The organism is Paenibacillus septentrionalis (assembly GCF_042659865.1).
Taxonomy (GTDB): Bacteria; Bacillota; Bacilli; order Paenibacillales; family Paenibacillaceae; genus Pristimantibacillus; species Pristimantibacillus septentrionalis.
The window spans coordinates 85,590-99,436 of sequence record NZ_JBHSTE010000001.1 but is presented as its reverse complement, the minus strand read 5'-3'; the positions used below and the strand labels follow the sequence as shown (position 1 = coordinate 99,436).

Genomic DNA, 13,847 nt, shown 5'->3' with positions numbered 1-13,847 from the left:
GGCAATGATCGAAATTCAAGGTCTAAAAAAATCGTTTGGCTCCTTTCAAGCTGTTAAGGGAATTGATCTATTCATTCCAAAAGGGTGTGTGTTTGGATTTGTTGGACCGAACGGAGCTGGCAAATCCACTACAATGTCCATTCTAGCCACACTGATGCTTCCTGATGAAGGTCTTGTAAAGGTGGATGGGATAGACGTAACCGAGCAGCCGCATGAGGTACGCAAAAGAATTGGCTATATGCCGGACTTTTTCGGTGTATATGATCAATTGAAGACGGATGAATACTTGCATTTTTATGGTGGAAGCTACGGGATTCCATGGAAGGAGCGGGAAGAGCTTATTCCGCAGCTGCTTGAGCTTGTAAATCTGTCGGATAAGCGACATGCTTATGTTGATTCGCTATCACGCGGAATGAAGCAGCGTTTGTGCTTGGCTCGTTGTCTGGTCCATGATCCTGATCTGCTTATTTTGGATGAGCCAGCTTCTGGACTCGACCCGCGTGCAAGAATCGAAATGCGCGAGATTCTGAAGGAATTGAAGAGCATGGGAAAAACGATCATTATTTCCTCGCATATTTTGCCTGAGCTTGCGGAGATGGTAGACGAAATTGGCGTTATCGAGCACGGGCAAATGATTGCGGTAGGCAATATTAATCACATTCAACGACAATTGATGGCGAAGCGCCAGCTCAGTATTAAAACTAGAGGTCGTCAGGAGGAGCTCAAGTCGTTTCTGCTTGACCAACCGTTGGTGCAAGGCGTATTTATAGATGGCGACAAGCTTGAAGTACAGTTCTCAGGTCAGGATGACGAGCAGGCTGCGTTACTTAAGCTTATTGTGCAGTCTGATTACGAGGTTATCTCGTATCAGGAGCATCAATCAGATCTTGAAGACATATTCCTCGCGATAACGAAGGGAGGAGGAGCGGAGCATGCGTAATATGAATGCTGTACAATCCTTGAAGCAGTTCTTTTTGAATCCGGTGATTGATAAGGAATATCGATTGCGGATGCGTACGTCGCGGACGATGTGGACGCTTCTATCCTATCTTGTCGCGATGGGATTGTTTGCTGCGGTTGTTTTTTCTATCATTGGTGTGGAGATGCGAGGCAGCGTGTATGCCAGCAGCTCTGCAGGTATTACCTTTATTGTGATGTCTTTTGCTCAGCTTGGCTTAATTGCCTTTATGTCGCCGGGTCTTACGGCAGGCGTAATAAGCGGTGAACGTGAAAAGCAAACCTTGAATTTGCTATTGACGACCCAGCAATCCTCGTTCACGATTATTGTTAGCAAACTCATTTCCAGCATAAGCTTTATGCTGCTTATTGTGTTTAGCACATTGCCCTTGTATGGCATCGTATTTCTATATGGTGGAATTGCGCCAAGTCAGCTGCTGAGTGTATTCGCCTTTTATATTTTCAATATGCTCGTATTTGGTTCCTTCGGCGTGTTGTTCTCGACCTTGTTCAAACGGACAATGCTTGCCGTAATTGTCACGTATGGCGTTGTGCTGTTTATGTTTGTCGGGACGGGCGTGATCTTTTTGATCCTGCTGCTCTCATACGAGAACTACGCTCAAACCAGTCAGAGCGTCATCGATTATTCATGGATTCTTCATATTCTTGCGATCAATCCAGGAGTTGCGTTATACAGCGTGCTTGACCAAAATTTCATTCATACTGTACAGCTTGGAATAAGGGGCGTATCTGGACAAAACTTTTTCAACTATGTCCCACTGTGGCTGGAGTTTATGATATTCTATACCATTGTTCTCGTGTTAGCCTTGTACGGAGCGATTCGCAAGCTAAGACCAATTAAAAGAAGAAAGAGAGGAGTCTAGTATTTAGACTCCTTTTCCTTCATTTCAGGAGGTGATGGGGACAGCATGTCTTCTTTGCAGCAGTTATTAACGAGAATTGCACGACGCTGGAACCAAACAAGGCTGCTTGCCGCTGGCATTAGAGGAATTGTCCTTGGTGCGGCTTTACCGGTTGCCTTGCTGATCGTCTCTCGGTTTGTACCGATTCTTCATAGCAAATGGATAGCCCTATCGCTTTGGCTTCTTGGCATCCTCACCCTTGAGCTGTATGCGTGGAGAAAAGGAATCCAGATCAAGCAAGCCGCCAGATTAGTAGACGTCGAGCTCGGAGAGGATGCCGTAATTACGGCGCTTCATCTGGATGCTGATGAGCAAGAAAGCTCGATAGGTAAACGGGTGATGAATCAGGCGAAGCAAGCGGCAGAGCAGTATGTGCACGAGCTGGACCAGCGGATTCCGCTGCGACGGGGCTGGAATATGAAGCTATGGATATACTTAATGGTGTTAACTATTATTGGGACGGGTACGCTGCTTGTGCTGCCCAATCATCAGGACGTTGTCGCAAAGCAAGCGCAGGAGCAAGAACAACAGGTCGCCAAGCTGGAAGAAACACTAGAAGAAATGAAATCAGAGCTTGATCAATCTGAATTAGACGATACCAGTAAGGAGCAGTTGCTCGCAAGTATTGAGGAGCTGCTGCAGCAGCTTGAAGAGAATAAGTCGCTTACGCTAGAGCAGGCAAATGAGCTGGAAGAGCTCTTGAATCAATTAAAGGAGCTTGAACAGCAAAACAACCAATCATCGCAGCTGATGGAGCAGGTTAATGGCGCGCTGTCGCAGCATCAGGCGCTGGATAAGCTGCAGCAAGCCTTCGAGCAGGCGAAGGAACAGCACCCAAGCGAGCGGCAAGAAACGCTGCGTGAGGCGTTGAAGCAATTAACCGAAGAGCAATCACAGGCGTTGAAGGAGCTGGCGGAGCAGATACAAGCATCAGATACAGAGCTGAATGAATCGCTAGAGCAGGCAGTAGAAGAACTAATGAGCGATAATGAGCTGTCTGATCAAACAATGGAAGAGCTGCTTGAGCAATTAGACGCATTGTTGTCGTCAGCAGCTGGTGGTGCGATTGGCGCAGCTGGTACTCAGTTGGCTGGTCAGCTTGCACAGCTTGGAAGCTCGCTTGCTGCGTCCAATCCAAATTTAAGTGAACGCTTGAATACTGCGGCATCTAACTATTTGAATAGAGACCAAGGACAGAATCAAGGCCAAGGACAGAATCAAGGCCAAGGACAAGACCAAGGCCAAGGCCAAGGCCAAGGACAAGGCCAAGGCCAAGGCCAAGACCAAGGTCAAGGTCAAGGCCAAGGTCAAGGCCAAGGACAGGGCCAAGGACAGGGCCAAGGCCAAGGCCAAGGTGGTCAGGGCGCTGGCAATTCTCCTGGTCAGCACGCAACGATTACGACACCTCGAATCGAAGGGAACGGTGGAGATATTTCTGTTGATGGAGGACCGAGTTCAGGTGGTCAGGTAACCTCTGGCGGAATATCCCCGACCGTAGAGGGTCAGCAAGGAAATTACACTGACGTATTTAGTGAATATGAGGCAGCTGCGAAGGATGCTTTGCAGCGTTCAGCAATTCCGTCTCATATGCAGCAGAAGGTTCAGCAATATTTTGATTCTATCCAGCCAAGTGAGTAAGGCTTATTGAAATGGAGGAGACGAGATTGGAAGAAACGCTGCAAATTGATGAAGCGAAACAACTGCTTATTGAAATAAAAAATGAAATTGCTAAAGTCATTGTGGGACAGGAAAAGGTTGTTGAGCAGCTGCTATGGTGTGTTGTAGCTGGCGGGCATGCCTTGCTTGAAGGCATACCCGGACTAGGCAAAACGATGCTGGTGCGTACCGCAGCAAGCGCGATGGAATTGCAATTTTCACGCATTCAGTTCACACCGGATCTGATGCCTGCAGATATTACGGGAACGATGCTGCTCGACTTGAATAGCCATACACAGCGCTTTAATAAGGGGCCGATATTCGGGAATATCGTGCTGGCCGATGAAATCAATCGAGCTACACCGAAAACACAAAGCGCGCTGCTGGAAGCCATGCAGGAAGGTACGGTTACAGCAGGAGGAGAAAGCTATCAGCTCCCTAAACCGTTTTTTGTACTCGCTACACAAAATCCGATTGAGCAGGAAGGAACGTATCCACTGCCAGAAGCTCAGCTCGATCGTTTCTTGCTGAAAATCGGAATCGAGTATCCAACGCGTGATGAGCTGAAGGAAATTGTGAAGCGTACAACTGGCATGCAGCAGTTGTATGCTGCTCCAGTTATCGATGGTGCCCGTCTTGAGGCATTGCAAAAGCTCGCCAAGCAAATTATTTGTTCAGACGAGGTGCTTGAGTTTGCTGTCAGCTTTATTATGCGTACCCATCCGCATGAAGCAGATGCGCCTAATTCCATTAAACAATTTGTTCGCTACGGAGCGGGACCGCGTGCGCTGCAAGCGTTAATTGCGATAAGCCGTGTTAGAGCGCTGTCGCAGGGCAGAGGCCATGTCGCATGGGGGGATCTGGTGTATGCGTCCAAGCCCGTGCTGCGTCACCGTATTGGACTTGGCTATGAAGCGATCGCACAAGGGATCACAACGGATCAATTAATTGAACAAATTGAGCAGTCAATCGAGCAGCAGAGAGCAAGTGTTTAAGGAGGGCATCTATATCTATGACCACATCCGGCTCTACGTCATTATTAGAAGACTTGCAGCAATTATTTCCGTATGACGATTGGCTTGCAACGCTAGACGCAATGGCGATGCATGATGGGAAGAGAATGAAAGGGTTGCTGGCAGGAAAACGACGATCCAGCAGTCTTGGCAGTTCGCTCGAATTTGCAGATTATCGGCCATATATTGAAGGCGATGATATTCGCAGAATCGATTGGAATTTGTACGGGCGAACGTCGAAGGCATATATTCGTCAATATTGGGATGAGCAGGAGCGAAGCTTCCATCTTTATGTGGACGGCACTCAATCCATGTCGAGAATCGGTTTCGATTTGGATAACAAGTGGCGATTTGCCCTGCGTGTAGCAGCCAGTGTAGGGTATTTGGTGCTGCAGGGCGAGGATCGTTTGACGATTCAGCAATTCAATGAAACGACTGTTCGTCGTCAAACGCCTATGCTGCACGGCAAGCATGCTGTTTTTACGATGATGAAGCAGCTTGCAGGCTGGATGCGCGAGGCACAGGAAGCTTCCACTGCTCCATCGGTAGAAGTAAGTGATCTGTCTATCCCGTTTGCTAAGGGACTTCATATGCCGCGTAGAGCAGGTGTAACATGGATATTTTCTGATGCTCTGTATGAGCGCGGAGTTGAAACCTTGTTATCCAGCCTGCAGGCAAGGCAACAGCAGGTGGTATTTGTTCATATCCTGCACGGGGAAGAGCTTGACCCGAAGCTTGAAGGAGAATGGCGACTCGTAGACATTGAAACAAGCTTGACTAAAGAGGTCGCGATGTCACCAGCTATATTGAACGATTATAAAAAAGGCGTTTATGCTTTCCGGGAACGGCTTCGCCAGCTATGCGAGCAAAGAGGGATAGCGTATTATGCGATGAATAGCAGCGAGCAGCTGCCAGCGAGCTTTCTTAAGCTGCTTGCAGCAGGCGAGCATATACAGTTTCGTTAAGATGTTCTGGATGTGAATGGGGGTGAAAGCTTGCACTGGCTTTCCTTGGGATCGGCATGGCTGGCACTATCCTGCTTATTGATTATAGCCATGTATATATTAAAAAAGCGCTATGAGCCTAGAAACATATCAAGCCATCTTCTGTGGCGTCAGGTTCTCCAGGAGCAAGAGGCGAATCGTCCCTGGCAGCGCTTGAAAAATCAGCTCCTGTTATGGCTGCAGCTGTTAATCGCGATCTTGATTGTGCTGGCGCTGATGGAGCCTGCTGTCGAGAAGGAATTAACCCGAGATACGCATGCCGTTATTTTGCTGGATCGTTCAGCCAGCATGGCGACGAGCGAAGCTGAACGCGGCGAGACTTATCTGGAAAAAGCTAAGCAGGAGCTGCTGGATTGGATTGACAGGCAATGGGATGGCGGAGCGGTTACGCTTGTCGTAAACGGACAATATCCAACAATCGCGCTGAGTCATGAGAGCGATAAACAGCGATTGACGCAAGGAATTAAATCAGTAGAGCCGTATTATGGCATATCGGATGATGAAACAGCATTAAGCCTTGCCCAAGCCTTGGCAGGTCATGATGATCAGGCCTATCTTCATTATTATGTGGATGAACGGTTTAAGCTGATTCAAGAAACTGTTGATCAGACTGCAGCCTATCGAGAGCAGTGGCATCTCTATGACTCGACGCTTACTGGCTACGATGATCGAATTCGCAGCTTTACGCTGACACAAGCTTCAGACGCCGAGCAGCAAGTCAACGGCTTCGTAACGGTGTTGCATGAAACGAATCGCCATCAAGAGCTGGAGCTAGCCGTTACTGCATACAATGAGCGAGGCTCCGTTATGATTGAGCAGCGCTATACGAATCGTGCTGATTCCAGCGGCATGACGATCTTTACAATCCACGATTTGCCGCAAGCGCAGTATTATGCGGCTGAACTGATTCCGCTTGCAAGCGACCCAAACTCCTTCAATAACAAGCAGTACAGTTTATTGACCGCCGAGCAAACGTATCAGGCGCTTCTTGTAAGCGAGGGGAATTTATTTTTAGAAAAAGCGATGCAGCTAATGAATGTAGGGATGACGAAAATTGCTTCCTCCGCTGAAGCGCCAGGAGCGGAGCTGTTAAGCGATATTCATTTCATTATCGTGGATGGCAGCTATGCTCAATTAGCGCAAAAGGAGGAGTGGCGTGTCATACTGGAGCAATATCCGCTATGGGTTATAGATGATCCTGACCGCTCACAGGCAGCAGCACTAACGAATGAGCCTGCTGCTGTTCATGAGCATCCGGTTACGCAATATTTTAATATGGATGATGTTTACATCTCCTTAGTAGCTGCTATTTCTTCGCAGGAGCTGTCTTCTACTGATGTGGTGGTAGAGTACGGCGGAGCGCCGGCTATTCTCGCTGGGATGAGAGCGCAAAAGCCGTACTTGCGTTATGCTTTTTCTTTGCAGGACAGCGATCTGCCGCTGCGTGCAGCATTTCCTGTTTTAGTGATGAACAGTGTGGAATATCTGGTGTCGGGCTCAGCGCATCAGCTTGGCAGCATGCTTGTTGAAGCGGAGCCGACTTTGTCATTATCCGCTCAGACGAGCAGCAGCTATTGGAAGCGATTGGATCAAGCTGATAGCGGCCAAGCAATGCGTTTTACTAGCGCTGTGACGGCTCCAAGCATTCCAGGGGTATACGCGTTGATTGAGGAGGATGAGCGAGGGCAAGTCATTCAGCAGCGAACGGCTGTTATTCAGGCGGATAGCTCAGAGTTTGCCTCCCCTAGCATAGCAGCAATCGTACACGATTACGAAGGAAACCAGCAGATGGGTGAACGTAATGCAGGATTAAGCAAGCTGACGGCGTGGTTGGCAGCAATCTTGCTTTTGGTGCTGGTGTTGGAATGGGAGGTGTATCGACGTGGGATTTAATGTTGCGTCACCGTGGCTGTTGCCACTGCTTCTCCTGTTTCCGGTTTATATCTGGCTGCTTTATCGCTATACCACTCGATTGACGGGTGTGCGCAAGCATACTGCAATTGTGCTTCGATCCATTATTTTATTGCTCATTATCGTGTTGCTTGCTGGCATTACGCCTTATTCCTCCGAAAAGCAGCGCAATGTCATTGCGCTTGTTGACCGATCGGATTCAGCGCGCAGTTCGAATGAAGCGCTGCAATTTTTACAGCAAGTAAGCAGTGAGGATAAGCAGGATCATCTGGCTATTTTTTCATTTGGTCGTAATGTGGTCATTGATCGGGCGCTTCAGCCATTGCTCGGACAGCAAATGCCGCAATCGTTCCATACGATTGTTGATCCGACTCAAAGTGATATCGCAGCAGCGCTGCGTCAGGCTGGCGGCTTGCTTCATCAGTCTGGTGGCGGGAAGATCGTCTTGCTGACGGACGGACAAGAAACAACAGGCAGCATGCTGAAAGAGGTGCAGCTGCTACAAGCGATGAATGTTTCAGTAGACGTGGTCCCGTTATCGAGCCGTGTAGGCAAGGATGCTGCCATATCGAGACTTCAAGTGCCTGGACAGCTGAAGCAGGGGGAAAAATACCAGCTTGCAGTTACTGTTGAAAGTACGGGTCAGGCAGAGGCTGAGCTTTATCTATATGAGGACGAGGCTTTACTTGCACAGCACCACGTATCGCTTGTTCAAGGAAGCAATACGTATGTGATCGATGCGATTGCATCTTCCCCTGGATTGAAGCAATATCGTGCCGTGATCCAGATGCCGGATGACACGGAAGCAAAAAACAATTCAGCTTATGCGTTAAGCCGAGTCGATGGACCTGCTGGCGTATTAATAGTTGAAGGAGAGAAGGGCAGCTCTCACAATATTGAAGCGGCACTGGCAGCTTCATTTATCCCATATGAAACGATCTTGCCAGAGCAACTAAGCTATGAGCTTGCACAATATGTGCAATATGATTCTATTGTTTTTAACAATGTCAGCGCGGTAAAGCTGCCTCAGCTTAAAATGGAGCACATTGAATCTGCTGTTCGCAACTATGGCGTCGGCTTCGTTATGATCGGCGGAGATAACAGCTTTGGTCTGGGCGGCTATTTCGATACGCCTATCGAATCCATTCTCCCTGTCGACATGCAGCTGTCAGGCAAGAAGCAAATCCCTGATCTGTCCTTAATGCTTGTCATTGATCACTCAGGCAGTATGGAAGGCATGAAGATGGAGCTCGCCAAGGAGGCAGCAGCTCGGACCGTTGAGCTGATGCGTCCCGTTGATTCCGTCGGCGTGATTGCGTTTGATACGATTCCGAAATGGATCGTTTCACCTACAAAACTGGATGCGCCAAACGATGTTATTGACAGCATTATGTCAATTCAAGCAGCTGGTGGAACAGAGATTTATCCTGCGTTACTAGAAGCGTATAACGGGTTTGATCTTGATGCGCCAGGCAGAAGGCATATCATCCTGCTGACAGATGGGATGTCGTCTTATACGCCTGCGTATTCGCAGCTCCTGTCTGACTTGACCAGCAACGGGATTACACTGTCAACGGTTGCTGTGGGCGGGGATTCTGATATTCAATTTCTAGCAAATTTGGCTGAACAGGGAGCTGGTCGATTCTACTTTACCGAGGATGAAACGACACTGCCAGCAATTTTCTCTCGCGAAGCAACTCTAATGTCCAGGGCGTACATTGTCGATGAACGTGTCCTTCCGCTGGAAGGCTATGCTGGCTCATGGAATCAATTGTGGCGCAATGGGCTGCCGCATATTGATGCTTATATTGCAACAAGCGCCAAGGCTACCTCTGAGGTAGCCCTGTGGACACCGCAGGAAGATCCGCTTTTGGCGCGCTGTCAAATCGGGGCAGGGAAAAGCGTTGCCTTCACATCGGATTTGAACGGCAGATGGAGCAGCGATTGGGTTATGTGGAGCGAGTTTCCGCAAGTATTTACCGAATGGGTCAAATGGACGTATCCGCAGTTCAGTCATTCACCGTATGACCTGAAGCTTCAGGAGCAAGGCAGACTGCTTGTTACGAGCAGAGCGGATGCCACTCATTCGAATTTGGCGATGACGGTCGATCAGGATGGTGAATCAACGATTGTTCCACTTGTTCCTGTAGGAGAAGGCGAATATGAAGCGGATATCAAGCGCCTAGAGAGTGGCATCTATATGACGCAAATCGGCGAGTACCGTACTACCGAGGACGGGGCTGTTGTGCAGGACGGTGTAACGACCGGATTTGTCGTTCCTTATTCAGATGAATACCGACTTGATCGTCAACCAGAAAAGGTGAGCGAACAGCTTGCAGCACTTGCTGAGCTGACAGGCGGCAAGCTGCTTGAGCAGCAGGAAACGCAGCAATTGTTCCAATTCGAGCCTATTACGGTAAAGCAGCCTTATGATTGGTCGCGTTCGCTGCTATTGCTGCTGTTGCTGTTATGGCTTATCGATATTGCCAATCGCCGCTTGATGCTCCCTTGGGGACATTGGATAACAAGGCTCCGTACAGCTGTGGGGCTAAGAATGTCCAGTACCAGTGAACAGTCTTCTCCTTCAGCTGCTCCCCAGCAGGGTAAGGCATCGCTACAGCGCTTAAGTGCCCGCAAGCAGCGCGTTTCTCAGCGCAGTCGTGAGCTCCACAGTCTGGACGATGATTGGTCAGCTCGCGCAAATGAGCAGGTGAGTGCGAAAGCGAGGGCAAATGCCAATGCCAATGCAAATGGGGACGGTAATGCGAATATAGATGCTAAAGCGAAAGCTGACGAGAGAGTTGTGTCACCATCACATGTTCAAGGCCAGACCAATCAGCAGGCACATGCACAGGCAGATCGCGCACACCGCAGGCAAACCGATTCAGGTGATCAGCGTTCTTACCAGTCAACCTTGAAGCAAGAAGCAGCACGATCTGCTGAGTCGAAGGAGACAGAAGCAGCCACTGAGAGCAGCAAGGATACGATGAACCGTCTGCTGGCTGCGAAAAACCGCCGCAAGCGATAGCTAGATAGCGGAAAGTCGCCTTGCAGCAACAGTCAACACAGGTGATTGCTAGACATTCAAGCTCGCATTAGGTAAAATTTGATCATATGAAAGAGAGGATGTTGGCACCTATGTATAAAGAAATTACTGCAGATGAGCTTCAGCAGCGCTTAGAAGCTGGCGAAGTCATTAACTTGATCGATGTTCGAGAGCTTGATGAATGGGAAGCCGGTCATATTGCTGAGGCAAGACTGATTCCGTTGTCTGAATTCGATGCCCGTCAAAATGAGGTGCATGAAGTAGATGGCGACGTTATCGTCATCTGCCGCAGCGGTGCGAGAAGCGGACGTGTATGCGAGTACTTGGCACGCCAGGGCTTTGACGTGACCAATGTAAGTGATGGCAATCTGGGCTGGCATGGTCCTGTCGTATACGGGAAGTAAGCTTACAGCATTGGCTTTAGTCGAAAATTACAAAACAGAATGAATAGAGGAGCTGCACGTGCCAAGCAATTGGCGGTGCAGCTTCTCTTTTAAATGTGTGATGTACTGGACATAGGGCTGTCTATGGCATGTCTGATTCGTGATCAGTGGGAACTTTCACTGTTTATTTGATCCTATGCTTTGTTCCGTTTGCTTGATGTACCGTGCAAGGCACGCCTTCACAAGCGCACCTTGCACGGTACGAACATTCGGCAAAATGAACTGTCGTCACAGTTCACGGACACGCCCTAGTATTTCCTGTAATTTCATGTTATATTAGCTAACAACCAAGCGTTGCATGCGGGTTTACATAAGAAGGTGAGTGATTATTAATGACATTAACTATTGAAAAAATACAAGCGATGCCCAAGGTTGAGCTGCATTTACATCTGGATGGCAGCGTACTGCCGCAAACGCTGCTTGAGCTGGCCGCCGAGCAGGGTGCTAAGCTTCCAGCAGCATCGGCTGAAGAGCTGTCACGCTACATGAGTGCACCTGAATCATGTCAGGATCTCAACGAATATTTGAGAACCTTTGATTTTGTGCTGCCTTTTTTACAAACAACGTCCGCACTGGAGCGGGTAGCTTATGAGCTTGTTGAGCAGTGCGCTGCTGATCAAGTCGCATACGTTGAGGTCCGGTTTGCTCCACAGCTTCATCGTCTGCAAGGCTTGACTGTACTTGAGATATATGAGGCTGTATTACGCGGTCTTGCACGCGGCGAGCAGCAATTCGGTGTTATTGCACGCTGCATTGGCATATGTCTGCGCGGTCATTCTGAGGAGCAAAACCTTGAAGTGATTGAGGCTTCTGGTCATGTTCTCCATAAAGGGCTAGTTGCGGTTGATTTGGCAGGTGCGGAGGCGTTATATCCGCCTGAACTGTATGAATCAGTATTTGCCCTTGCGCAAAAGCTAAGTCTGCCGATTACGATCCATGCAGGAGAAGCTGCAGGTGCAGACAGCATTGCAACAGCCGTTAATCGATTAGGCGCGACTCGAATTGGTCATGGCGTACGTTTAAAGGAAGATCTGCATATTTTGCAACAGGTTAAGGAGCAGGGCATTCCATTGGAATTTTGTCCGATAAGCAATCTTCAGACGAAGGCTGTTGCGGCATGGTCATTATATCCGATTATTGAATATATGGAGCAAGGAATTACGGTCACGGTCAATACCGATAATTTGACTGTATCGCAAACCTCCTTGTCCAAAGAGCTGTACACGCTGCAGCAGCAATGCGGCTTGACGACTGAAGGCATGATACAGCTGCAAAGGAACGCGGCAGCAGCAATTTTTCTCGAAGAGCCAGCAAAGTCAAGGTTCGCAGCCCGTTTTGAGGAAAAGCTGGAGCAGTGGATACGTCATCTGCAGCAGGACGCATAAGTCAGCATAGAGAGGAGGAAGCAGAATGAAGAGTATACGCAAATACCGACTGAACGATATTGAGCATACGAAGTCGAGTGAGGATCGCGAGGAGTATGAAAAGGATTACGCAAGACTGATTCAGTCTCCAGCCTTTCGCCGCATGCAAGGCAAATCACAAGTGTTTGGTGCGGGCTCAGGGGATTATTACCGTACGCGCCTAACGCATTCGATTGAGGTATCGCAAATTGCTCGTGAGCTGTCGCGCAAGCTGGGCAAGCAGTATCCTTTCTTGAATCAGGATATTCATCCAGGACTGAAGCTTGTGCCTGAGGTCGTTGAGATTGCCGCGCTCGCACATGATCTTGGGCATCCGCCTTACGGTCATCGCGGTGAGGAAGTACTCAATGAAATTTTGCAAAGCAGGTATCAAGACCATTATGAGGGCAATGCGCAAAACTTCCGCATCCTTATGTTTTTGGAAAAACGCGCGGGCAGTGACCGCGGGCTGGACTTAACAGCTGCCTCGCTGCTCGCTGTTAATAAATACCCGTTTTTGCTTGGCAGCGATGGCCAGCAAAAGGGGGTATATGCATCGGAATGGGAAGGCATTTCGTATTTGCGAGATTTGTGGGAAATGCCGAAGGAAGGTCGTACACTGGAGGCTCAACTCATGGATTTGTGCGACGACATTGCTTACTCAACTCATGATCTGGAGGATGGGATTCGGGCAGGCAAGATCCAGCTATCAGAGGACTTTCTGCTTGATCCTCGCAGAATAGACAGTGTTACGAGAGAAATTATTGAAGATCCTGCGAGCGCATCTGCCTTGCACTGGTCCAATATTAATGTACGAGACATGGTTAGCAATGTGCTGGATGAGTATTACAAGCAGTGGAAAAGCATCTATGAGCAGTTTGGTCGTGAAATGTCGAGATCTCGCCGCGAGATGAAGGCGCAGTGGGTCAATCACTTTGCGCTAAGAGTTGGCATAATAGAGGACCCTAATCTATCGGGCTGGAAAAAAATCACGTTTGTCAAGGATGGCGTCGAGGACGTTAACACGCTGCGAACGATGGAAATTTTGAAGAAGCTGGCATGGGTGACGATGATTAAGGATTTCCGCGTGCAGCGCCTGCAAAAGCGCAGCGAAAACATGCTTCGCAAGCTGTGGGAAAGTATGGAGGACGAGGCAACCGGACGCTTGATCCTGCCGTCTGACTGGATCGAGGCTTACGACCATCATAAACAGAATTATAGTTGGCATCGCTTGATTGCGGACTATATCGCAGGGATGACCGACCACTATGCGGAGAAGGTATATACGGAGCTGTTCGCAAGCAGAAGCGGTTCGATCTATGAGCGTGATTAACGATTTTAAATTGAATATGAACTTAAAACTAATAAAGCAGAGGCTGCACGGCGCAGTCTCTGCTTTTTTGTTGTATCGGAAATGAGACAAGGTAGCATGTACACGCGAGAACGCGCATATAAGTAAGGGATAGAATGTCCGACATGGATGCGAAAAGG

The 13,847-nt window shown here is 48.8% G+C and carries 10 protein-coding genes; all 10 read left to right on the top strand.

Annotated elements, in window-relative coordinates:
• Positions 1–4 precede the first annotated feature (4 nt).
• A complete protein-coding gene (locus ACFP56_RS00460; RefSeq protein WP_379231718.1) occupies positions 5–940 on the top strand; it encodes an ABC transporter ATP-binding protein in 936 nt (311 codons plus the stop codon).
• On the top strand, positions 933–1,841 hold the full coding sequence (locus ACFP56_RS00455) for an ABC transporter permease (RefSeq protein ID WP_379229922.1): 909 nt from the start codon (positions 933–935) through the stop codon (positions 1,839–1,841). Before ACFP56_RS00460 ends, ACFP56_RS00455 begins: the two co-directional genes overlap by 8 nt.
• A gap of 45 nt (positions 1,842–1,886) precedes the next feature.
• Positions 1,887–3,518 (top strand): hypothetical protein, encoded by a 1,632-nt coding sequence (locus tag ACFP56_RS00450; protein WP_379229920.1) that lies wholly within the window; start codon positions 1,887–1,889, stop codon positions 3,516–3,518.
• A gap of 11 nt (positions 3,519–3,529) precedes the next feature.
• Positions 3,530–4,531 (top strand): AAA family ATPase, encoded by a 1,002-nt coding sequence (locus ACFP56_RS00445; RefSeq protein ID WP_379229917.1) that lies wholly within the window; start codon positions 3,530–3,532, stop codon positions 4,529–4,531.
• Positions 4,532–4,548: 17 nt separating this feature from the next.
• Positions 4,549–5,514 carry a DUF58 domain-containing protein gene (locus ACFP56_RS00440; protein WP_379229915.1) on the top strand — a complete coding sequence of 322 codons (966 nt, stop codon included), beginning with the start codon at positions 4,549–4,551 and terminating at the stop codon, positions 5,512–5,514.
• Positions 5,515–5,544: 30 nt separating this feature from the next.
• A complete protein-coding gene (locus ACFP56_RS00435) occupies positions 5,545–7,446 on the top strand; it encodes a vWA domain-containing protein (RefSeq protein WP_379229913.1) in 1,902 nt (633 codons plus the stop codon).
• The gene (locus ACFP56_RS00430) at positions 7,436–10,492 is read left to right on the top strand and encodes a VWA domain-containing protein (protein ID WP_379229910.1); all 3,057 of its coding nucleotides are present in this window, start codon (positions 7,436–7,438) and stop codon (positions 10,490–10,492) included. Before ACFP56_RS00435 ends, ACFP56_RS00430 begins: the two co-directional genes overlap by 11 nt.
• Positions 10,493–10,602: 110 nt before the next feature.
• Positions 10,603–10,914, top strand: coding sequence for a rhodanese-like domain-containing protein (locus tag ACFP56_RS00425; protein WP_379229908.1), 312 nt, complete (start codon positions 10,603–10,605; stop codon positions 10,912–10,914).
• Positions 10,915–11,285: 371 nt separating this feature from the next.
• On the top strand, positions 11,286–12,338 hold the full coding sequence (add, locus tag ACFP56_RS00420; protein ID WP_379229906.1) for an adenosine deaminase: 1,053 nt from the start codon (positions 11,286–11,288) through the stop codon (positions 12,336–12,338).
• Between the two features lie 25 nt (positions 12,339–12,363).
• Positions 12,364–13,689, top strand: a complete 1,326-nt coding sequence (locus ACFP56_RS00415) for a deoxyguanosinetriphosphate triphosphohydrolase family protein (RefSeq protein WP_379229904.1) — start codon at positions 12,364–12,366, stop codon at positions 13,687–13,689.
• The last annotated feature ends 158 nt before the right edge of the window (positions 13,690–13,847 follow it).

Coding starts and splice junctions, on each gene's coding strand:
- ACFP56_RS00460 (WP_379231718.1), top strand. CDS start 5: ATGATCGAAATTCAAGGTCTAAAAAAATCGTTTGGCTCCTTTCAAGCT.
- ACFP56_RS00455 (WP_379229922.1), top strand. CDS start 933: ATGCGTAATATGAATGCTGTACAATCCTTGAAGCAGTTCTTTTTGAAT.
- ACFP56_RS00450 (WP_379229920.1), top strand. CDS start 1,887: ATGTCTTCTTTGCAGCAGTTATTAACGAGAATTGCACGACGCTGGAAC.
- ACFP56_RS00445 (WP_379229917.1), top strand. CDS start 3,530: ATGGAGGAGACGAGATTGGAAGAAACGCTGCAAATTGATGAAGCGAAA.
- ACFP56_RS00440 (WP_379229915.1), top strand. CDS start 4,549: ATGACCACATCCGGCTCTACGTCATTATTAGAAGACTTGCAGCAATTA.
- ACFP56_RS00425 (WP_379229908.1), top strand. CDS start 10,603: ATGTATAAAGAAATTACTGCAGATGAGCTTCAGCAGCGCTTAGAAGCT.
- add (WP_379229906.1), top strand. CDS start 11,286: ATGACATTAACTATTGAAAAAATACAAGCGATGCCCAAGGTTGAGCTG.
- ACFP56_RS00415 (WP_379229904.1), top strand. CDS start 12,364: ATGAAGAGTATACGCAAATACCGACTGAACGATATTGAGCATACGAAG.